At 69.2% G+C, this 21,173-nt stretch carries 20 protein-coding genes and 1 riboswitch; of the genes, 10 read left to right on the top strand and 10 right to left on the bottom strand.

Features of this window, described 5'->3' with window-relative positions; all coding sequences use genetic code 11:
- Positions 1–59 precede the first annotated feature (59 nt).
- Together ICN82_RS06560 and ICN82_RS06555 are read left to right on the top strand one after the other, a co-directional pair.
- A complete protein-coding gene (locus tag ICN82_RS06560) occupies positions 60–494 on the top strand; it encodes a winged helix-turn-helix transcriptional regulator (RefSeq protein ID WP_193180930.1) in 435 nt (144 codons plus the stop codon).
- On the top strand, positions 479–820 hold the full coding sequence (locus ICN82_RS06555; protein ID WP_193180929.1) for a DMT family transporter: 342 nt from the start codon (positions 479–481) through the stop codon (positions 818–820). The genes ICN82_RS06560 and ICN82_RS06555 overlap by 16 nt, the downstream gene beginning before the upstream one ends.
- Here ICN82_RS06555 and ICN82_RS06550 read toward each other — a convergent pair.
- A complete protein-coding gene (locus tag ICN82_RS06550; RefSeq protein WP_193180928.1) occupies positions 803–1,264 on the bottom strand; it encodes an NUDIX hydrolase in 462 nt (153 codons plus the stop codon). The genes ICN82_RS06555 and ICN82_RS06550 overlap by 18 nt on opposite strands.
- Here ICN82_RS06550 and ICN82_RS06545 point away from each other — a divergent pair, their 5' ends adjacent.
- Both ICN82_RS06545 and ICN82_RS06540 read left to right on the top strand, forming a co-directional pair.
- Positions 1,265–2,518 (top strand): DNA polymerase IV, encoded by a 1,254-nt coding sequence (locus ICN82_RS06545; protein WP_193180927.1) that lies wholly within the window; start codon positions 1,265–1,267, stop codon positions 2,516–2,518. It begins immediately after the preceding gene.
- 112 nt (positions 2,519–2,630) lie between these two features.
- A riboswitch (glycine riboswitch) is annotated at positions 2,631–2,717 on the top strand.
- Positions 2,718–2,858: 141 nt separating this feature from the next.
- Positions 2,859–4,109 (top strand): D-amino acid dehydrogenase, encoded by a 1,251-nt coding sequence (locus ICN82_RS06540; RefSeq protein ID WP_193180926.1) that lies wholly within the window; start codon positions 2,859–2,861, stop codon positions 4,107–4,109.
- A 3-nt stretch (positions 4,110–4,112) separates the two neighbouring features.
- Here ICN82_RS06540 and ICN82_RS06535 read toward each other — a convergent pair whose 3' ends face one another.
- The 3 genes from ICN82_RS06535 to ICN82_RS06525 all read right to left on the bottom strand — a co-directional run bounded on the left by ICN82_RS06535 (position 4,113) and on the right by ICN82_RS06525 (position 6,538).
- Positions 4,113–5,372 (bottom strand): DUF2254 domain-containing protein, encoded by a 1,260-nt coding sequence (locus ICN82_RS06535; protein ID WP_193180925.1) that lies wholly within the window; start codon positions 5,370–5,372, stop codon positions 4,113–4,115.
- Positions 5,373–5,446: 74 nt separating this feature from the next.
- The gene (pyrF, locus tag ICN82_RS06530; protein WP_193180924.1) at positions 5,447–6,160 is read right to left on the bottom strand and encodes an orotidine-5'-phosphate decarboxylase; all 714 of its coding nucleotides are present in this window, start codon (positions 6,158–6,160) and stop codon (positions 5,447–5,449) included.
- Positions 6,161–6,241: 81 nt separating this feature from the next.
- Complete coding sequence (locus tag ICN82_RS06525; RefSeq protein ID WP_193180923.1) at positions 6,242–6,538, bottom strand: hypothetical protein; 297 nt, start codon at positions 6,536–6,538, stop codon at positions 6,242–6,244.
- Between the two features lie 265 nt (positions 6,539–6,803).
- Here ICN82_RS06525 and clpB point away from each other — a divergent pair, with 265 nt between their 5' ends.
- Positions 6,804–9,419: an ATP-dependent chaperone ClpB gene (gene clpB / locus ICN82_RS06520; RefSeq protein WP_193180922.1), complete on the top strand. Its 2,616-nt coding sequence runs from the start codon at positions 6,804–6,806 to the stop codon at positions 9,417–9,419.
- A gap of 89 nt (positions 9,420–9,508) precedes the next feature.
- Here clpB and gltX read toward each other — a convergent pair whose 3' ends face one another.
- Positions 9,509–10,831, bottom strand: a complete 1,323-nt coding sequence (gene gltX, locus ICN82_RS06515) for a glutamate--tRNA ligase (protein WP_193180920.1) — start codon at positions 10,829–10,831, stop codon at positions 9,509–9,511.
- Positions 10,832–10,954: 123 nt separating this feature from the next.
- On the opposite strand from gltX, the gene ICN82_RS06510 reads away from it, so the two are divergent.
- The 3 genes from ICN82_RS06510 to ICN82_RS06500 all read left to right on the top strand — a co-directional run bounded on the left by ICN82_RS06510 (position 10,955) and on the right by ICN82_RS06500 (position 13,107).
- The gene (locus ICN82_RS06510; RefSeq protein ID WP_193180918.1) at positions 10,955–11,377 is read left to right on the top strand and encodes a metallopeptidase family protein; all 423 of its coding nucleotides are present in this window, start codon (positions 10,955–10,957) and stop codon (positions 11,375–11,377) included.
- A gap of 89 nt (positions 11,378–11,466) precedes the next feature.
- Positions 11,467–12,393: an MBL fold metallo-hydrolase gene (locus tag ICN82_RS06505; protein ID WP_193180916.1), complete on the top strand. Its 927-nt coding sequence runs from the start codon at positions 11,467–11,469 to the stop codon at positions 12,391–12,393.
- A gap of 75 nt (positions 12,394–12,468) precedes the next feature.
- Entirely contained in the window at positions 12,469–13,107 is a 639-nt protein-coding gene (locus ICN82_RS06500; protein ID WP_330998972.1) for an AAA family ATPase, read from the top strand.
- A gap of 16 nt (positions 13,108–13,123) precedes the next feature.
- Here ICN82_RS06500 and ICN82_RS06495 read toward each other — a convergent pair whose 3' ends face one another.
- Positions 13,124–14,782 (bottom strand): NAD+ synthase, encoded by a 1,659-nt coding sequence (locus ICN82_RS06495; RefSeq protein ID WP_193180914.1) that lies wholly within the window; start codon positions 14,780–14,782, stop codon positions 13,124–13,126.
- A gap of 90 nt (positions 14,783–14,872) precedes the next feature.
- Positions 14,873–15,748: a bifunctional helix-turn-helix transcriptional regulator/GNAT family N-acetyltransferase gene (locus tag ICN82_RS06490; protein ID WP_193180912.1), complete on the bottom strand. Its 876-nt coding sequence runs from the start codon at positions 15,746–15,748 to the stop codon at positions 14,873–14,875.
- Positions 15,749–15,905: 157 nt separating this feature from the next.
- Here ICN82_RS06490 and ICN82_RS06485 point away from each other — a divergent pair, with 157 nt between their 5' ends.
- On the top strand, positions 15,906–17,396 hold the full coding sequence (locus ICN82_RS06485; RefSeq protein ID WP_193180910.1) for an MORN repeat-containing protein: 1,491 nt from the start codon (positions 15,906–15,908) through the stop codon (positions 17,394–17,396).
- 52 nt (positions 17,397–17,448) lie between these two features.
- The gene (locus ICN82_RS06480) at positions 17,449–17,826 is read left to right on the top strand and encodes a hypothetical protein (protein ID WP_193180908.1); all 378 of its coding nucleotides are present in this window, start codon (positions 17,449–17,451) and stop codon (positions 17,824–17,826) included.
- 51 nt (positions 17,827–17,877) lie between these two features.
- Here the strand turns inward: ICN82_RS06480 and ICN82_RS06475 are convergent, their stop codons facing one another.
- From ICN82_RS06475 to ICN82_RS06465, 3 genes are all read right to left on the bottom strand, one after another.
- Positions 17,878–19,350, bottom strand: a complete 1,473-nt coding sequence (locus ICN82_RS06475) for an NAD-dependent succinate-semialdehyde dehydrogenase (RefSeq protein ID WP_193180906.1) — start codon at positions 19,348–19,350, stop codon at positions 17,878–17,880.
- Between the two features lie 183 nt (positions 19,351–19,533).
- Entirely contained in the window at positions 19,534–20,883 is a 1,350-nt protein-coding gene (accC, locus tag ICN82_RS06470; RefSeq protein WP_193180904.1) for an acetyl-CoA carboxylase biotin carboxylase subunit, read from the bottom strand.
- Positions 20,884–20,888: 5 nt separating this feature from the next.
- A partial coding sequence (locus tag ICN82_RS06465; RefSeq protein WP_330998971.1) for an acetyl-CoA carboxylase biotin carboxyl carrier protein occupies positions 20,889–21,173 on the bottom strand: 285 nt, incomplete at its 5' end.

The following is a 21,173-nucleotide window of genomic DNA, read 5'->3' as shown; positions in this document are numbered from 1 at the left end:
ATGCGTAAATTCGGCGATAGACGCCGGTCCAGAAATATTAGTTAACAAAGGAAAGCGGAATGGCGAGCAAAGACCCTTGTGGCCCGCCGCGTGCCAGCCTGCTGGACCGCCACAATCGCGGCGATGTCATGGTGTCGGCCTGTCCCAGCCGTGCCGTGCTGAACCACATGACCAGCCGCTGGGGCGTGCTGGTCCTGATCGCGCTCATGGCGGGGCCGCAGCGGTTCAGCGTGCTGCGCCGCGAGATCGGCGGGATCAGCGACCGGATGCTGGCCCAGGCGCTGCAGGCGCTGGAAGGCGACCGGCTGGTCGACCGCGACGTGATCGTGCCGATGCCGCTGCAGGTGCAATACAGCCTGACGCCGCTGGGGCAGGAGGCGGCGGCGCATCTGCGCGAGCTGACCGACTGGATCGAGGACAATCTTCCGCGTATGCGGGGACCGGATCCGGAGCCGGAGCCGAGCGCAAGGAGCACGCGATGTCCCCCACCCTGACGGCCTATGGCGCCCTCTTCCTGGCGATCCTGTGCGAGATCGCGGCCACCTCGACCCTGCCGAGGACGCAGGAATTCACCCGGCTCTGGCCGTCGGTCCTGGTGGTGATCTGCCTGTCCGCGGCGGTGTACCTGCTGACCCTGGCGCTGCGCGTGCTGCCGCTGGGCGTGGCCTATGCGGTCTGGAGCGGGGTGGGCATCACGCTGACGGCGATCCTCGGGCTGGTCCTCTACGGACAGCGCCTGGATGTGGCGGCGGTGGCGGGGATCACGCTGATCGTGGCGGGCTGCGTCATCATGCAGGCCTTCTCATCCGTGGGCCACTGAGTCGAGGTAATCCGCCAGAAGCGCGGCCAGATGCGGGATGCGGCGCGGGTTGCGCAGATAGGCGCGGGGCGGGATCAGGCGCCAGCACTGGCCCTCGTCGCCGAAGCGGATCGCGGCCTCGGCCGTAGCGGGCAGATGGGCGACGAAGAACCAGTTCAGCCAGCCCTGTTCGTGGCTGCGATGGGCCAGCGGCCGCGCCAGGTCGCCGGGATCCAGCACCAGCCCGAATTCCTCGCGCGTCTCGCGCAGCGCCGTCGCCTCGGGGCTTTCGCGCCCCTCGCGGCCGCCGCCGGGAAAGTCCCACTGGCCCGGAAAGGGGATGGTGGCGATGTCGTCGCGCAGGCAGACCAGCAACCTGTCGCCGATGAACAGCGCAAGTTTCGCCCCGGCGAATTCGGCGCGTGCCTCCTGTTCGGGCTCGCGCGCGCGGAGTATACCCGTCATATGCCGTCCCTCTGCCGCGATTGCCTGACCTGTTTCGAGACCGGGTCCCGCTGCCCCTCCTGCGGCGGGCCGCGCGTGATCGCGCATCCCGAGCTGATGGAGCTCACCATAGCTCATATGGACTGCGATGCCTTCTATGCCAGCGTCGAGAAGCGCGATCACCCGGAATTGCGCGACCGGCCGGTGATCGTCGGCGGCGGACGGCGCGGCGTGGTCTCCACCGCTTGCTACATCGCGCGGATCAAGGGCGTCCGCTCGGCCATGCCGATGTTCCAGGCGCTGAAGCTCTGCCCCGAGGCGGTGGTGGTGAAGGGCCGGATGGAGGTCTATGTCGAGACCAGCCGCCGGATCCGCGCGCTGATGGAGGAGCTGACCCCAGCGATCGAACCCCTGTCGCTGGACGAGGCCTTCCTGGACCTGACCGGAACGGCGCGGCTGCATGGCGCGCCGCCCGCGGTGATGCTGGCGCGGCTGGCGAAGCGCATGGAGGAGGAGATCGGCGTCTCGGGCTCCATCGGGCTGTCGCACAACAAGTTCCTCGCCAAGATCGCCAGCGACCTGGACAAGCCGCGCGGCTTTGCCGTGATCGGCCGCGCGGAAACGGCGGATTTCCTGCGCGACCGTCCCGTGGGCATGATCTGGGGCGTGGGGCAGGCCGGGCAGGCGGCGCTGAATGCCGCCGGGATCCGCACCTTCGCCGACCTGCGCCGCTGGGACCAGAAGGCGCTGATGACCCGTTTCGGCAGCATGGGGCAGAGGCTGTATCACCTGGCCCGCGGCGAGGATGCGCGGCGGGTGACGCGCGACCGGGCGGTCAAGTCGATCTCCTCGGAGACGACCTTCTCCGAGGATACCGCCGACCGGGAGATCCTGGATGGCCATATCTGGCGCATGTCCGAGAAGGTGTCGGACCGCGCCAAGGCGCAGGACCGGGCGGGGCGGGTCGTGGTGCTCAAGCTCAAGCGCGCGGATTTCGCGCTGGTCACGCGACGCCATGCGCTGCGCGAACCCACGCAGATGGCCGATACCATCTACCGCGCCGCGCGGGCGCTGCATGAGCAGCTGGGCCAGCCGGGGCCCTGGCGGCTGCTGGGGGTGGGCCTGGCCGAGATCGTGCCGGCGGCGAAGGGCGATCTGAGCGGCGATCTGCTGGATCCCGATTCGCGGCGCCGCGCCGCGGCGGAGCGGGCGACGGATGCAATCCGCGCGCGCTTCGGGGCCGATGCCATCCGCAAGGGCCGGGGGCTGCGCTGACCCGCGCCATTGCCCGCAGGGCGCCGCGAACGCATGAAATTTCTGCACTGCGCGAATCCCGCGGGGCCGCAAAGGATTTGGCGATATCGGGAATCCGGGTTATACAGAGGACATAGCCCAGCCGGGAGAGCGCGGATCATCCGCCGCCGAAGGAGCAATCGCCCCGAAAACTCTCAGGCAAACGGACCGGCTGGGGGTCAGAACTCCGAAGAGCGGCTATCGCCCACCGAAGGAGCAAGCCCCGGCCCGGATGAACCGGCGGGGGTGAATCTCTCAGGTCCCGTACGGAGGGGGTTTAGGCGTCGGCCGCAGGCTGCGCGAACCCTGAGGACCTGTGACTATGCATATTGCCGTTATCGGCGCCGGCATCACCGGCATCACCACCGCCTTCCAGCTTCGTGACCGCGGATTCGAGGTCACCGTCATCGACCGGCAGCGCTATGCCGGGATGGAGACCTCCTTTGCCAATGGCGGCCAGCTCTCGGCCTCCAACGGCGAAGTGTGGAATTCCTGGGTCACCGTGTTCAAGGGGCTCAAATGGATGCTGAAGGCGGATGCGCCCCTCTTGGTGAACCCCCGGCCCAGCTGGCACAAGATTTCCTGGATGGGCGAATTCCTGGCGAATATCCCGCATTACAGGGCGAACACGATCGAGACCGCGCGCATGGCCCAGGCCGCGCGCGGCGTCTTCGTCGAGATGGCCGAGCGCGCCGGGATCGATTTCAACCACGAACCCGCCGGCATCGTCCATTTCTACCGCTCCGAAAAGGACATGGCCGCGGCGCGCAAGACCAACGAGCTGTACCGCGAGGCGGGGCTGGAGCGGCGCGAGCTGAGCCCGCAGGAGGTGCTGGCCGCCGTGCCGCAGCTGCGCACCGACGTGGTCGGGGGCTACCTGACCGAAAGCGACACGACCGGCGACATCCACAAATACACCTTCGGCCTGGCCCGCTGGCTGGAAGGCGAGGGCGTGAAGTTCGAAATGGGCCGCGAGATCGTCGAGGCGCGGGCCGAGGAGGACGGCGTGCATATCCAGCTGGGCACCGAGAAGATGCGCTTCGACGGCGTGGTCGTCTCGGCCGGCGTCGGGTCGCGCAGGCTGGCGCAGGCCTTCGGCGACAGGGTGAACATCTATCCGGTCAAGGGCTACTCGATCACCGTGCATCTCGATGACGAGAAAAGCCGGGAGGGCGCGCCCTGGGCCTCGATCCTCGATGATGCCGCCAAGATCGTGACCTCGCGTCTCGGCGCGGACCGGTTCCGCGTGGCCGGCACAGCGGAGTTCAACGGCGAGAACCGCGACATCCGCGCCGACCGGATCAAGCCGCTGGAGAAATGGGTGGAGCAGTATTTCCCCGACGTCTCGACCGAGCGCTGCGTGCCCTGGGCCGGGCTGCGCCCGATGATGCCGAACATGATGCCCCGCGTCGGCCGCGGCAAGCATCCGCGCGTTTTCTACAATACCGGGCACGGCCATCTGGGCTGGACCCTGTCGGGGGCGACCGCCGCGATGATCGGGGACGTGGTCGCGGGCGCCTACGAACCGCAGCGCCCGACCCGCCATGCCGGAATCGCGCTGGCCGCGGAGTGACGTTCAGGGGGTCGCGGACAGGTCCGCGACCTCGCTGTTTTCCGGGCGCAGCCGGGCCGCCTCCGCGACCAGTGCGGCGATCTGGCGGTCCACCGCCGCCCGGCGAGGACCCGCAGGCAGGGCCTCGCGCAGGGTGGCCAGCAGGTGATGGGCGTGGCGGGTGACCATCGGATCCGTCGCCACATAGGGCCGGGTGTCGGTATGGGCTACCTCCAGCACGGCGGCGAAATCCAGGAAATCCGCGGGATCGCACAGCCCTTCCGCCCCGGCCGGATCCAGGGGCGCGGTGCGGGCCAGCCGGTGCAGCGCGGCATGCAGCCAGTTGAGGCAGTTCATTGCCGTTACCGGGTCATTGACGCCGGGCGACAGGGCGCGGGCCAGCACCTCGACCAGCTGCTGAGCGATGAACAGGGGGTTCTGCGCTTCGGTCCGCCCGGTGCCGACGGCAAAGCAGGCCCGCAGCCGGTCCAGGTCGCGCGCCGTCAGCGCCTCGCGGCAGCCGACCTGCAGCACGGGTTCGTGGGGGCCGACGAAATCGCCCGGGCCGCGCTCCAGCCGCAGGCTCCAGCCCCGCTCCTGCGCGATGCGGCGCAGGCCCGGCGCATCGAGCGCCTGCAGATAGCCGGTCTCCTCCAGCGCCACGGCCTCCACCCGTCCCGCGATGGCCGCCGGGACGGCCGGGCCCGCGGCGGGCGCATCGGCAATCGCGTTCAGCAGCCGCCGGCCCAGGGCTGCCGAGACATTCTCCAGCGAAATGATCTCCGGGATATGATGGACGAAATAGATCATCACCCCGACCGAGATGAAGGCCAGCCCCAGCGAGACCGACAGCGACAGGGCGGGCATCCAGGCAAAGCCGCTTTCGCCGTCCTGCACCCCGCGCAGGATGGTCAGCGAGAAGACGAAGGTCGACAGCAGCACCCCCAGCGACACCTGCACGCCGCGATCCTGCATGAAGTTGCCGATCAGCCGCGGGCCGAAATTCGACGAGGCGAAGCTGACCGCGACCATGGTCATGGAGAACATCACCCCGGCGGCCCCCAGCGCCGACTGGGCGATCACCCCCAGAACGGAGCGCGCGGCGCTGGCATCGGTCATGAAGAGTGCGGGAAACATCCATCCGGTCAGGCCCTCGCGGTCGAGGAACTCGCACAGGACCGCCGCCGCCAGCGACAGCAGGACCATCGCCGAGGGGACGAACCAGTAGCTATGGTTCAGATCCAGGAGGATCTTGCGCAGCAGGGCGGGCAGCAGCTTGGTCATCGGGTTCCGGCGCGATCGTTCTGGCGGCAACGCGCCGGGATGGCGGGTGGTTCCCCGCCGGGGCGGCCGCGCCGTCAGCCCGCCAGTTCGTCCAGGATCGCCCTGGCCGCGGCGCGGGGATCGGGAGCTTTCCAGACCGGGCGGCCGACGACCACGTGATCGGCCCCTGCCGCGATCGCCCCGGCCGGGGTCATCACCCGCTTCTGGTCGCCCAGCTCGGCCCCGGCGGGGCGCACGCCGGGGGTGACGATCAGCCGGCCCTCGGATTCGGGCAGGCCGCGGATCACGGCAGCCTCCTGCGGCGACGCGATCACCCCGTCGGCCCCGGCGGCGAAGGCCCGCGCCGCGCGGTCCAGCACCAGTTCCTCGACCGGGCCGTCCTGGATCAGCGCATCGTCCAGGTCGCGGCGGTCCAGCGATGTCAGGATGGTGACGGCGAGGATGCGCGTCTGCGACCCGGCCGCGCCCTCCTTGGCCGCGCGCACCACATGGGGGTCGCCATGCACCGTCAGGAAATCCAGGTTGAACTGCGCCAGTCCGCGCACTGCGGCCTCGACCGTGGCGCCGATGTCGAACAGCTTCATGTCCAGGAAGATGCGCTTGCCATGTTCCTGCTTGAGCTCGTTGGCCAGAGCCAGCCCGCCGCCCGTCAGCATGCCCAGCCCGATCTTGTAGAAACCGATGGCGGGGCCGAGCCGGTCGACCAGCTCCATGCCTGCTACGGCATGCGGCACGTCCAGGGCGACGATCAGGCGATCATCTGGGGGGGAGGCGGCGGCGTCGGTCATGGGGCATCTCCTTCAGATGTCCCCGGACTAGCCCGGCGGCCGGATCGCATCAAGTCCCGCGCCGGGGCGGGGCGGTGCGGATCAGGCGGCGTCGGGCCGGGCGTGCCGCATCATCGCGCCGAAGCAGCATCGTTCGATGCGCAGCGAGGCGCCCAGCATGAGCCGCGCCTCGCTGCACAGCCGGTCGTGCAGGCTGCCCGCGCCTTGCTCGGGAACGGTCAGCGTCAGGTTGCGCGCCGTCAGGCCCGAGCGCTCCTGCAGGATCAGGCTGACATCGACTTCCAGAAGCCCGGGACCGGCCTGGCGAAGGCGGCGGATTTCCAGGTCCGCAAACGCGACGGCATCGGTCCAGGGGCGGGAGAGGCTGGTTTCGGTCATTGTCTATACCGGAATACCCTAGTTTACCCTGTTCAATCAAAGTATGGGCAAATGGTCCATTTTTCAACCTGAGATTTCACGACAGGCTGGAACTCGCCTGTTTCCCCGCCCCATCGCGCGGACCCGGCAGTCGCCTTCCTGAAAGGATTCTCGTTGCGGGCATCTTGAGAAGCTTTCCCCGTTTGCCCATCTTTGATGCAGAGGCCCTCGGGTCCCGTGCCGCAAGGGCGGGCAGGCAGGGCGCTTGACGAAAAGGAGACTCTCCATGAACCTCGAGAAGTTCACGGAACGTTCGCGCGGCTTCCTGCAATCCGCCCAGACGCTTGCCATGCGCGAATCCCATCAGAAACTGGCCCCCGAACATCTGCTCAAGGCCCTGCTGGATGACGGCGAGGGGCTGGCCGCCAATCTCGTCACGCGGGCGGGCGGCGCACCCGATCGGGTGCGCGAATCTGTCGATCTTGCCCTGTCGCGGCTGCCGAAGGTGACCGGCGATGCCGGGCAGGTCTACATGGATCCCGCCCTGGGGCGCGTGCTGGACGAGGCGGAGAAGATCGCCGCCAAGGCCGGTGACAGCTTCGTGCCGGTCGAACGCATCCTGACCGCGCTTGCGGTGGTGCGCTCCAGGGCCAAGGAGGCGCTGGAGGCCGGGGCCGTCAGCGCGCAGAAGCTGAACGAGGCGATCAACGACCTGCGCAAGGGGCGCACGGCCGACAGCGCCTCGGCCGAGGACGGGTATGAGGCGCTGAAGAAATTCGCCCGCGACCTGACCGAGGCGGCGCGCGACGGCAAGATCGACCCGATCATCGGCCGCGACGACGAGATCCGGCGCACGATGCAGGTGCTGAGCCGGCGCACCAAGAACAACCCGGTGCTGATCGGCGAGCCGGGCGTCGGCAAGACCGCCATCGCCGAGGGGCTGGCGCTGCGCATCGTCAATGGCGACGTGCCCGAGAGCCTGAAGAACAAGACCCTGATGGCGCTGGACATGGGCGCGCTGATCGCCGGCGCGAAATATCGCGGCGAATTCGAGGAACGGCTGAAATCGATCCTGAGCGAGATCACTGCCGCCGCGGGCGAGATCATCCTGTTCATCGACGAGATGCACACGCTGGTGGGCGCGGGCAAGGCCGACGGGGCGATGGACGCGTCGAACCTGCTGAAACCTGCGCTGGCGCGCGGCGAACTGCATTGCGTCGGTGCCACGACGCTGGATGAATACCGCAAGCACGTGGAGAAGGACGCGGCCCTGGCCCGGCGGTTCCAGCCGGTCATGGTCGAGGAGCCGACGGTCGAGGACACGATCAGCATCCTGCGCGGCATCAAGGAGAAATACGAACTGCATCACGGCGTGCGGATCTCCGACAGCGCGCTGGTCTCGGCCGCGACGCTGTCGCATCGCTACATCACCGACCGGTTCCTGCCCGACAAGGCCATCGACCTGATGGACGAGGCGGCCAGCCGCCTGCGCATGGAGGTCGACTCGAAGCCCGAGGAGCTGGACGCGCTGGACCGCCAGATCCTGCAATTGCAGATCGAGGCCGAGGCTCTGAAGAAGGAGGATGACCAGGCCTCCCTCGACCGGCTGGAGAAGCTGGAGGGCGAGCTGGCCGGGCTTCAGGAACGCTCTGCCGAGATGACCGCGCAATGGCAAGCCGAACGCGACAAGCTAGCCGCGGCGCGCGACATCAAGGAGAAGCTGGAGCAGGCGCGGGCGGAGCTGGACCAGGCCAAGCGCACGGGCGACTTTGCCAAGGCGGGCGAACTGCAATACGGGCGCATCCCGGATCTGGAGAAACGCCTGGCCGCCGCCGAGGAGGCCGAGGACGAGGTGATGGTCGAAGAGGCCGTGCGCCCCGAGCAGATCGCCGAGGTCGTCGAACGCTGGACCGGCATCCCGATGTCGAAGATGCTGGAAGGCGAGCGCGAGAAGCTTCTGCGCATGGAGGACGAGATCGGCCGCCGGGTCATTGGCCAGCGGACCGCCGTCAGGGCCGTGTCCAATGCCGTCCGCCGCGCGCGGGCGGGGCTGAATGACGAGAACCGGCCGCTGGGTTCGTTCCTGATGCTCGGCCCGACCGGCGTCGGCAAGACCGAGCTGACCAAGGCGCTGGCCGAGTTCCTGTTCGACGATGACAGCGCCATGGTGCGGATCGACATGTCCGAATTCATGGAGAAGCACGCGGTCTCCCGCCTGATCGGCGCCCCTCCGGGCTATGTCGGCTATGACGAGGGCGGCGTGCTGACCGAGGCGGTGCGGCGCAGGCCCTACCAGGTCGTGCTGTTCGACGAGGTCGAGAAGGCACATCCGGACGTGTTCAACGTGCTTTTGCAGGTGCTCGATGACGGGCAGCTGACCGACGGGCAGGGCCGCACGGTCGATTTCAAGCAGACGCTGATCGTGCTGACCTCCAATCTCGGCGCGCAGGCGCTCTCGATGCTGCCCGACGGGGCCGACAGTTCCGCCGCCAAGCGCGACGTGATGGATGCGGTGCGGGCCCATTTCCGCCCCGAATTCCTCAACCGCCTGGACGAGACGATCATCTTCGACCGGCTGGGCCGCGAGGACATGGACGGCATCGTGGACATCCAGCTGGCGCGCCTGGGCAAGCGGCTTGCCGGGCGCAAGATCACGCTGGAGCTGGACGATGCGGCGCGGACCTGGCTGGCCGACGAGGGCTATGACCCGGTCTTCGGCGCGCGGCCGCTGAAACGGGTGATCCAGCGCGCGCTGCAGGATCCGCTGGCCGAGATGCTGCTGGCGGGCGAGGCGGCGGAAGGCGCGGTGATCCCGGTCTCGGCCGGGACGGAGGGGCTGATCGTGGGCGACCGGATCAGTTCCTCGAACCGGCCCAAGCCCGAGGATGCCGTCGTCCATTGACCGGGCACTGTCCGGCGCGGCCCGGAACGGAAAAGGCGCGGAGGGTCTCCTCCGCGCCTCTTTCATGTCCGCCGGTCGCCGGGGCGGGGTCAGCCGCGGCGCGGCAGGGCCTGCATCAGCGGCAGGAACTGGGCCATTTCCGGGCCGCGTGCCCGGCCGGTCAGCGCCTTGCGCAGCGGCATGAACAGCCCCTTGCCCTTGCGCCCGGTCTTCTCCTTCACGGCCGCGGTCCAGGCGCCCCAGGTCGTGTCGTCGAAGGGCAGCGGCGGCAGCATTTCCAGCGCCGCGTCGATGAAGTCGCGATCCTCCTCGGCCACCTCGGCCACGGCGCCGTCGCGCAGGATCTCCCACCAGCCCGCGATCTCGGCCCGGCGCTCGATATTCTCGCGGATCAGCGCCCAGAAGGCGGGGGCCAGCGCGTCCGGCACGCCCGCGGCGGCGATGTCGGCGGCAACGGCCTCCAGCGGCAGGCTGCCCAGATGCCGCGCGGTCAGCGGCACGAGGTCGGCCTCGTCGAACTTGGTCGGCGCCACGCCGAATGTGCCCAGATCGAACCCCGCGACGATCTCCTCCATCGAGCCGCGCAGCTCCACCGGCTGCGACGAGCCCAGCCGCGCCATGTGGCTGAGGATCGCCATCGGTTCGATCCCGGCCGCGCGCAGGTCGCGCAGCGACAGCGTGCCCAGCCGTTTCGACAATGCCTCGCCCTGCGGACCGGTCAGCAGCGAATGATGCGCGAAGGCGGGCACGCGGGCGCCGAAGGCCTCGATCATCTGGATCTGGGTCGCCGTGTTGGTCACGTGGTCCGAGCCGCGCACGACATGGGTCACGCCCATCTCGGCATCGTCGACCACCGAGGCCAGCGTGTACAGGACCTGGCCGTCGCCGCGGATCAGCACCGGATCCGACACCGAGGCCGCGTCGATCGAGATCGCGCCCAGGATGCCATCCACCCATTCGATGCGTTCCCGGTCCAGCAGGAACCGCCAGTGGCCGGGGCGTTCGGCGCGCAGTTTCGCCTTCTCGCCATCCGACAGGGCCAGCGCGGCGCGGTCATAGACCGGGGGCTTGCCCATGTTCAGCTGCTTCTTGCGCTTCAGGTCCAGCTCGGTCGGGGTCTCGAAACACTCGTAGAACCGCCCCATGCCGCGGAATTTCTCTGCCGCCTCGGCATAGCGGTCGAGCCGCTTGGACTGGTATTCGACCTTGTCCCAGGTGAAGCCCAGCCATTCCAGGTCGCCGAAGATCCCGTCGATATATTCCTGCTTCGAGCGGTCCTGGTCGGTATCGTCGATGCGCAGGATGAAGGTGCCCCCCGCCTTGCGGGCGATGGCATAGTTCATCAGCGCGGCGCGCAGGTTGCCGATATGCAGGTAGCCCGTGGGGGAGGGCGCGAAACGGGTGGTGGTCATGGCGGATCTCCTGTGGCCGCTGGCTAACCACATCGCCGCGCCGGTGTCCAGAAATCCGCGCTGCCGCCCCCCTGTGACGACGGTGCCGCTGGGCGGCGGGGACGGCGCCTGCGATGAGGGGGCATGAGCGAAGATACAGAATCGTCCGACGGCTTCGGCCTGCCCCCCGGTCTGGAAGAGATCGAGCAGATCGCCCGCGCCGCCTTCGAGGCGTTGCCCGAGGCGTTCCGCGCCGCCGCCGCCCGCGTGGCGCTGCGGGTCGAGGACCTGGCGCCGGAGCCGGTGCTGCGCGATCTGCAGATCCGCGATCCCTACGAGCTGACCGGGCTCTATGACGGCATTCCGCTGACGGAGAAGTCGGTGATGGACCAGCCCTCCGGCCCGGACACGATCTGGCTGTTCCGGCTGGCGATCCTCGATGAATGGATCGCCCGCGGCGATGTCGGGCTGGAGGATCTGGTGGCGCATGTCGCGGTGCACGAGCTGGCCCATCACTTCGGCTGGTCCGACGATGACATCGCCGTGATCGACCGATGGTGGGAGTGATCCGCGACGCGGTTGCCGCGTAAGCTCGGCACGGCCGGGGTCGCCGCAAGTCGCGGGGACGGCCGGCCCGCACAGAAGGGAGACGCGAGATGACGACGTTTACGCGCCGACAGGCCCTGACCACCGCAGCCGCCGCGCCGCTGGCTGCCGCAATGCCGAGGATGACCATGGCTTCCGCCGAGATGATGGGCGCGACGATGCCCGCCCCCTATTTCCGTTTCCGCCTGGGCGGGTTCGAGGTCGTGACGCTGCTGGGCGGCACCACCACGCGCGACAATGCCCATTCGATCTTCGGCACCAATGTCCCCGAGCCGGAATTCGCCGAGGTCTCGCAGGCCAATTTCATCCCCGCCGACAAGGCGCAGTTCTTCTTCACCCCGCTTCTGGTCAATACCGGCGCGGAGCTGGTGCTGTTCGATACCGGGCTGTCCGCCGACGGGACGACCGGCGCGCTGCAGGCGGCGGGCTACACGCCGGATCAGATCGACAAGGTCGTGCTGACCCATATGCATGGCGACCATATCGGCGGGCTGATGGCGGGCGAGGCCCCGACCTTCGCCAATGCCGAGCATGTGGCCGGGACGGTGGAGAACAACTACTGGGCCGGGGCGGAGAACGAGGGCTACGACTCCAAGGTGCGCCCGCTGGCCGAACGGTTCCACTTCATCGATCCGGGCGCGGCCGTGGTCTCGGGGATCACCGCGGTGGAGGCCTATGGCCACACGCCGGGCCATATGGGCTTCATGATCGAGAATGACGGCGAGCAGATGATGCTGTTTGCCGATACCGCCAACCACTACGTCTGGTCGCTGGGCTATCCCGACTGGGAGGTGCGCTTCGACATGGACAAGGCCCAGGCGGCTGCCACGCGCCGCCGGGTGATGGACATGCTGGCGACCGACCGCATCCCGGCGGTGGGGTACCACATGCCCTTCCCGGCGCTCGGGCATGTCGCGCGGCGCGGCGAGGGCGGGTTCGCCTGGGTGCCCAACAGCTACCAGACCTGGATGGAGTGAGGCGAGAGGCGCGGTTGCCCCGGGCGCCGCGCCGCGTCAGTGTCGCGGGCAGCCTCGAACGAGAAGGAGCTGCCCGTGATCTCGACCGCCATCGCGCGTGAAACCTGCTTGGCGCGGCTGGCCGCGCTGCCTGCGGGCCGCCGTCTGGTCGCCGTGGCCGGGGCGCCGGGATCGGGCAAGTCGCGCCTGGCGCGGTACCTGGCCGAGGGGCTGAATGCCGCCCGCCCGGGCCGGGCCGAGGTGGTGCCGATGGACGGGTTCCATTACGACGATGCCGTGCTGGAGGCGCGCGGCCTGCGTCCCCGCAAAGGTGCGCCCGAGACCTTCGACGTGGCGGGGTTCGATCACCTTCTGGCCCGGCTGCGCCGCAACGACGAGCCCGAGATCGCCATTCCCGTCTTCGACCGCGATCTGGAGATCTCGCGCGCCGGGGCGCGGATCGTGTCGGCCGCGACGGAGATGCTGGTGGTGGAAGGCAACTACCTGCTGCTCAAGCAGCCCCCCTGGGACCGGCTGGCCCGGCATTTCGACGAAACGGTGTTCCTCGACGTGCCCCCGCAGGAGCTGGAGCGGCGGCTGCGGCGGCGCTGGCGCGTGAAGCACGCGCTTCCCGCGGCCGAGGCCGAGCGGCGGCTGAGGGAGAATGACCTGCCCAATGGCGCGCTGGTGCGCCGCCACGCCCGCGCCGCGACCTGGGTGGTCGGCCCGGCCTGAGCGGCCGGGCAGGCGGTCACAGCGAGTCGCGCCAGCGGTTGGCGATCGGATAGCGGCGGTCCAGCCAGAAGGCCCGCCGCGTCAGCCTGGGGCCGGGGGCGGACTGAAACCGCTTGTATTCGCTGATGAAGATCAGGTGCTCGACGCGTTTCACCGTATCCGCGTCGAAGCCTTCGGCCACCAGTTCGGCAATGCTCTTCTCCTTGTCGACCAGCCCCTCGAGGATCGCGTCCAGCACCGGATAGGGCGGCAGGCTGTCCTCGTCCTTCTGATCGGGGCGCAGTTCGGCGGAAGGCGGCTTGTCGATCACGCGTGGCGGAATGACCTCGCCCTCGGGGGCCTTCATCCATGCGCGCCAATTGGCATTGCGCCAGCGGCAGATCTCGAAGACGCGGGTCTTGTAGAGATCCTTGATCGGGTTGTAGCCGCCATTCATGTCGCCGTAAATCGTGGCATAACCGACCGCGACCTCGGACTTGTTGCCGGTGGTCAGCAGCATCTCGCCGAACTTGTTCGACAGCGCCATCAGCAGCAGGCCGCGCAGCCGCGACTGGATGTTCTCCTCGGTGATGTCGGGATCGCGCCCGGCAAAGAACGGCGCCAGCACCTCTTCCACCGCGTGTTTCGGCCCGGCAATGGGCAGCTCGTCCAGCCTGGTGCCCAGCCGCTGCGCCACGGCGGCCGCATCATCCAGCGACCCCCGGGAGGTGTATTCCGAGGGCAGCATCACGCATCGCACGTTCTGCGGGCCGATCGCATCGGCGGCGATGGCCGCAACCAGCGCCGAGTCGATGCCGCCCGAGAGGCCCAGCACGACCTTGGAGAAGCCGGTCTTGGCGAGGTAGTCGCGCAGGCCTTCGACCATCACCCGGTAATCCTGTTCCCAGACATCCGGATGGGTGGCCAGCTTGCCCTTCGCCGCGCGCCAGCCTGCGTCGGTCTCCTCGAAATCGACATGGCGCAGCGCCTCGTCGAAGACCGGCAGCTGCGCCATCAGATGCCCGCCGGGATTCAGCACGAAGCTGCCGCCGTCGAAGATCTGGTCGTCCTGGCCGCCCACCATGTTGAGATAGACCAGGGGCAGCCCGGTCTCGATCACCCGCGCGACCATGATGCCGATGCGGTCGGCCTGCTTGCCGCGGTGATAGGGCGAGCCGTTGGGGACCAGCAGGATCTGCGCGCCGCTCTCGGCCTGGGCCTCGGCGACATCGGGGGTCCAGCTGTCCTCGCAGATCGGCGAGCCGATGCGCAGCGGACCCACCGCATAGGGGCCGTGGATCGGGCCGCGCCGGTACAGGCGGACCTCGTCGAAGACGTCGTCATTGGGCAGGTTGTGCTTCAGCACCCGCGCCGCGACCTTGCCGTGCTCGAGGATCCAGTAGGCGTTGTACAGCCCGTCCTCGCCGCGCCAGGGGCCGCCGATGCCGATGGCGGGCCCGTCCGCGCAGTCCTTCGCCAGCTGCTGGATCGCCGCCTCGGCGGCGGTCACGAAGGAGCGGCGGCGGATCAGGTCCTGCGCCTGGTAGCCGGTGATGAACATCTCGGTGAAGGCGATCATCTGCGCGCCGGCGGCCTTCGCCTCTTCCCAGGCGGCGCGGGCCTTGGCGGCATTGCCGGATAGGTCGCCCAGCGTCGGGTTCAGCTGGGCCAGGGTCAGGCGGAAGGTTGCGGTCATGGTCGGGCTCCCCGGGATCTGGCCCCCTCTTAGCAGGGTCGGCGCCAAGGGAAAGCCCCGCCATGTGCCGCGCCGGCGGGGCGGGCGGGGCTAGAGCCGCTTCTCGAAGAAGATGTCGGGATAGGGATCGTCGTTGAATCGCGGGATCTCGGTCCAGCCCTCGCGGCGGTAGAGCGCGACCGCCTCGGGCAGGGCGCTGTTGGTGTCCAGCCGCAGCACGCCGATGCCCAGATCCCGCGCCCGTGCCTCGGCCGCCGCCATCAGCCGCCGCGCCAGCCCCGCGCCGCGGGTCAGCGGATCGACCCAGAGCCGCTTGATCTCGGCCTCCGCGCCCTTGCCGCGCTTGACGCCGACGCAGCCCGCGGGCAGCCCGTCCGACAGCGCGACCAGGAAACTGCCGCGCGGCGGCGTCATGTCGGCGGCCTGCGGATCGCAGGAGAGGTTGACGTCGAATCCCTGTGCCAGCCGCCGCCCCAGTTCGGTGTAGTATTCGCCCAGGCAATGCCGGGCCTCGGCGCCCTGCGGATCGGCCTCGACGATCTCGGCATGCTGCCGCCCCAGCGCCAGCGCCACGCGGTCCATGGCGGCCAGCAGCGCCTCGGCATCCGCGCGTCCTGCCAGCAGCCGCGCGGCGCGGTCGTCCGACAGCCGTTCATAGGCGGCGAATTCCTCCCGCCCGGCCGCGGTCAGGCGCAGCACGCGCCGCCGCCCGTCGCCGGGATGGCGCACCGTCTCGACCAGGCCTTCCTCCTCCAGGCTGCGCAGCAGGCGGCTGGCCAGCCCCGAATCAAGCCCCAGATGCGCGCGGATATCGGCCAGATTGCCCTGGCCGCGGCCGATCGCGTTCAGCATCCGCGCCGTGCCCAGCGGGCGGCCGCGGCCGAGGAAGGACTGGTCCAGCGCGCCGAGCTCGGCCGTGGCGGCCCGGGCAAAGCGGCGGAAGCGGGCGACGGGATCGAGCGGCATGGTATCTGACTCCGGTCAGGTGTTTTTCCTGACCTAGGTCAGATTTCCAGGCGATGCAAGCACAGCCGGGGCCCGGCTCGCAAACAGGGTTGGACTTGGCGGCGGGGGCTCCTCTACAAACGCCGGGACTGGACATGACAGAACGAAGGTGCCGCCCATGCCCGCGAAGTTCCGGACCCTGAGCCTGTCGGCGCTGATGATCGCCGGGATCGGCTATGCCGTGATCGCCGAGGAGGGGCCGGTCACCGTGCAATACGCCAATGGCGGCGTCTATGAAGGCGCCATGTCCGAGGGCCAGCCCGACGGGTTCGGCAGCTACAGCCTGCCCTCGGGCTACCGCTATACGGGCGACTGGGTGGCAGGCAAGCAGGAGGGCCAGGGCCGCGCGCAGCTGGTCAACGGGGCCGTCTACGAAGGTGCCTTTGCCGCCGGTCAGCCCGACGGGGCGGGCCAGCTGACCCTGCCGGACGGATCGGTGATGATCGGCACCTGGACTGCGGGAAAGATGTCGGGCGAGGGCACGCGGACCTATCCGGACGGGTCGGTCTACAAGGGCAGCTTTGCCGATGACCAGGCCCATGGCCAGGGCACGCTGCGCATGCCCGACGGCTATGTCTACGAAGGCGGATGGGAAAACGGCCGCCGCTCGGGGCAGGCGAAGGTGACGCTGCCCGACGGGTCGGTCTACGAGGGCGGCATGTCGATGGACCAGCGCTCCGGCCAAGGCAGGCTGACCCTGTCGGACGGGGCCAGTTTCGAGGGGCAGTGGGTCGCCGACCAGCTTTCGGGCGAAGGGGTCGTGACCTATGTCAACGGCGATGTCTATCGCGGCTCGCTGGTGCGCGGGCGCCGCTCGGGACCGGGGGTCACCGAATATGCCAGCGGCGAGCGCTACGAGGGGACCTATGCCGATGACGTGATCTCGGGCCAGGGCACCTATGAAGGCGCCGACGGCTATCGCTACGAGGGCGCCTGGGCCGATGGCAAGTTCGAGGGCGAGGGCGTGCTGACCTATACCGACGGCACCGTCCATCGCGGCCAGTTCAAGGCCGGGCTGCCCGACGGGCCGGGCCGCGTCGAATTCGCCGGCGGCGATGTCTATGAAGGCACGTTCCGCGCGGGCATCATGGAAGGCCAGGGCAAGAGCATCCTGGCCTCCGGCGCCGTCTACGAGGGCGGGTTCCGCGACGGGCGCGAGCATGGTCAGGGCAAGCTGACCCTGCCCGACGGCTATGTCTATGACGGCGGCTGGGTCGCCGGACAGAGACAGGGCCAGGGGCGTGCCGTCTTCGCCAATGGCGCCACCTACGAGGGCGGGTTCCAGGGCGATGCCTTCGAGGGCGAGGGCGTGCTGACCATGCCCGGCCAGCTGGTCTATACCGGCGGCTTCCGCGACGGGCGCCAGCATGGCCAGGGCAAGGTCGTCTTCGAGAATGGCGATACCTACGAGGGCGGCTTCGACCAGGGGCGCCGCTCGGGGCAGGGGGTGCTGACCTATGCCGACGGCACCGTGCTGAGCGGCATGTGGAAGAATGACAACCTCATCTCCGACGCGGCCGGGGACGATGGCGCACCCGCGCAGGATGCCGGTGACGGCGCGGCGGCGGCACCCGCCGCCCCGGCAGATGCGGCGGCGCCCGCGCAATAGCCGGCCGGCGTGCCCCGGCAGGCCGGGGGCGGCAGGGAGAAGGAGGCGTCTCATGAGCCTTGGCGTGAAGGACGCGCTGGACGCCTTCCAGGCGCAGAATGCCGCCGCGGACAGGCTCTGGGCCTATTTCTCGGCGGTGAGCCTGGCAGTGGCGGGCTATGCCGTGTCGCAGGGGGCGGCGCTGGGGCCGCTGAAGGGCGGTGCCATCGCCCTGGGCTATCTGGCCTTCTGCATCAACAACAACATCGCCCTCGGCGCGGCGCAGGCGCTGCTGGTCAGCCTCGCCCGCGCCGCGCGGGAGGCGGCCCGGGCGGAAGGGCTTCCGCTGGACATCCGGGCGCTGGCCGTAGGCTTCGTGCGCGGCGGGCAGGCGGTGATGGCGGCTGCCGTGCTGGCGGGGCTGATCGCCGTCGGGGGCGTGCTGGGCTAGGCCGGGGCCGCCCGCGCCGTCCCGCCCCGGCCCCGAGCCGGGGCCTCCCGGTCAGACGCCGCCGATGCAGACGTATTTCAGCTCCAGGTAATCCTCGACCCCGTATTTGGACCCTTCGCGGCCCTGGCCGGACTGCTTGATCCCGCCGAAGGGCGCGACCTCGGTGGAAATGATGCCGGTATTGACCCCGACGATCCCGTATTCCAGCGCCTCGGCCACGCGGAACACCCGCGCCATGTCGCGGGCGTAGAAATACGAGGCCAGGCCGAAGATCGTGTCATTGGCCTGCTCGATCACGTCCTCGACCGTCTCGAAGCGGAACAGGGGCGCGACCGGGCCGAAGGTCTCCTCGGTCGCCACCTGCATCTCCTTCGTCACGCCGCTCAGCACGGTGGGCTGGAAGAAGGTCCCGCCCAGCTCGTGCGGCCTGCCCCCCGTCACCACCCGGGCGCCGCGGGCGGTGGCGTCGGCGATATGCTCCTCGACCTTCTTCACCGCCTTCTCCGAGATCAGCGGCCCGGCCTGCACCCCCTCGCCGAACCCGTCGCCGACCTTCAGCGCCTCGACCGCGGCGGTCAGCTTCTCGGTGAAGGCGTCATAGACCCCGGCCTGCACGTAGATGCGGTTGGCGCAGACGCAGGTCTGGCCGTTGTTGCGGAACTTGCAGACCATCGCCCCCTCGACCGCGGCATCCAGATCGGCATCGTCGAAGACGATGAAGGGCGCATTGCCGCCCAGCTCCATCGAGGTCTTCTGGATCTGCTCGGCCGACTGCTTCATCAGGATGCGCCCGACATTGGTCGAGCCGGTGAAGGTCAGCTTGCGCACCTTGGGATTGGAACAGAATTCCTGTCCGATCTCCGAGGCGGAGGAGGAGGTGACGACGCTGAACAGGCCCGGCGGCACGCCCGCCTCCTCGGCCAGCTTCGCCATGGCCAGCGCCGAAAGCGGCGTCTCCGAGGCCGGGCGCGAGACGAAGGCGCAGCCCACCGCCAGCGCGGGCGCCACCTTGCGCGCGATCATCGCGTTGGGGAAGTTCCAGGGCGTGATCGAGGCGACGACGCCCACCGGCTGCTTCATCACCATGATCCGCTTGTCGGGCTGGTGGCCGGGGATCAGGTCGCCATAGACGCGCTTGGCCTCCTCGGCGAACCACTCGATGAAGGAGGCGCCATAGGCGATCTCGCCCGTCGCCTCGGCCAGGGGCTTGCCCATCTCGGCGGTCAGGATCGCGCCCAGGTCGTCCTGGTTGGCCATCATCAGCTCGAACCAGCGGCGCAGCACCTGCGCGCGCTCCTTGCCGGTCTTCGCCGCCCAGGGCTTCTGCGCCTCATGGGCGGCCTCGATCGCCGCCTTCGCCTCGGCCACGCCCAGATCGGGCAGGGTGGCGATGACCTCGCCGCTGGCCGGGTTCGTCACGTCGAACGTGCCATCCGCCTCGGCAGCGGTGATCCAGCGGCCCGCGACCGGGGCGGCGGTGATCAGCAGATCGGGATTGGAAAGGCGGGCGGCAAGCGTGTTCATTGGATCGGTCCTGTCCTCGGGGCGTCATGGCGCGGGGGCGCCGGGCGTTCCGGGCAGGGTGGGGCCGCGGGGCGGAAAGTCAACGCCGGCAGGCCGCCCCTCTGGTCCCATCGGCGTGATTTCGATGGGGCCAGCGGAGGGCGCGGCAGCCGGGGCCGCCGCGCCGTTTCAGGTCGGGATGTCTCAGGACGGGGCGCGTTCGGCCAGCCATTTTTCCAGCCAGTGGATCGTGTAGTCGCCCTTCAGGATGTCGGGCTCGTTCAGCAGCATGGGGAAAAGCGGCACGGTCGTGTCGATCCCGTCGACGATCAGCTCGCCCAGCGACCTGCGCAGCCGCGCCACCGCCTCGTCGCGGTCGCGGCCATGGACGATCAGCTTGGCGATCAGGCTGTCGTAATAGGGCGGGATCGCGTAGCCGTCGTAAAGCGCGCTGTCCATCCGCACGCCCAGCCCGCCCGGGGCGTGATAGGCCGTGACCCGCCCGGGGCAGGGCGAGAAATTGGGCAGGCGTTCCGCGTTGATGCGCACCTCGATAGCGTGGCCCTGCGGCACCAGATCCTCCTGCACCAGCTCCATCGGCAGCCCCGCGGCCACCCGGATCTGCTCGCGCACGAGATCGACGCCATAGACGGCTTCGGTCACCGGATGTTCCACCTGCAGGCGGGTGTTCATCTCGATGAAGTAGAATTCGCCATCCTCGTAGAGGAATTCGATCGTGCCGGCGCCGGCATAGTTGATCGCGGCCACGGCCTCGGCGCAGGTCGCCCCGATGCGGGCGCGGGTTTCCGCGTCGATGCAGGGGCCGGGCGCCTCCTCGAAGACCTTCTGGTGGCGCCGCTGCAGCGAACAGTCGCGTTCGCCCAGATGCACGGCGCGGCCCTTGCCGTCGCCGAAGACCTGGATCTCGATATGACGCGGGCGGCCGAGATATTTCTCGATATAGACCTCGTCATTGCCGAAGGCCGATTTCGCCTCGGACCGCGCCGCGCGGAAGGCATAGTCCAGCTCTTCCGCCGTCCTGGCCAGTTTCATGCCGCGCCCGCCGCCGCCGGCGGTGGCCTTGATGATCACCGGATAGCCGATCTGGGCGGAGACGGCATGCGCCTCCTCCAGCGTCGCCACCCCGCCATCGGAGCCCGGCACGCAGGGCACGCCCAGCTTCTTCATCGTGTCCTTGGCGGTGATCTTGTCGCCCATGATGCGGATGTGCTCCGCGGTCGGGCCGATGAAGGTCAGCCCGTGATCCTGGACGATCTGCACGAAGGCGGCGTTTTCCGACAGGAAGCCGTAGCCCGGATGGATCGCCTCGGCGCCCGAGATCTCGCAGGCGGAGATGATCGAGGGCACGTGCAGGTAGCTTTCGCTGCCCGGGGGCGGGCCGATGCAGACGCTCTCGTCGGCCATGCGTACATGCATCGCATCCGCATCGGCGGTGGAATGCACCGCGACCGAGGCGATCCCCATCTCGCGGCAGGCGCGGATGATGCGGAGCGCGATCTCGCCGCGATTGGCGATCAGGATCTTCTTGAACATCGCGCTTACTCGATGATCAGCAGCGGCGCGCCGAATTCGACCGGGCTGCCATTCTCGACGAGGATGCGCTTGACCGTGCCGCCGCGGGGGGCGGGGATCTGGTTCATGGTCTTCATCGCCTCGATGATCAGGACCGTCTGGCCGGCCTGGACCTCGGTGCCGACGGCGACGAAGGCGGGCGCGCCGGGCTCGGCCTGCATGTAGACGGTGCCGACCATCGGCGAGGTGACGGCGCCGGGATGGGCGGCCGGGTCCTCCTGCGGCGCGGCGGCGGCGGCGGCGGCGGCGGC

The sequence above is a fragment of the Mangrovicoccus algicola genome (assembly GCF_014903745.1).
GTDB lineage: Bacteria > Pseudomonadota > Alphaproteobacteria > Rhodobacterales > Rhodobacteraceae > Mangrovicoccus > Mangrovicoccus algicola.
This window is presented reverse-complemented; position numbering and strand designations above follow the sequence as displayed.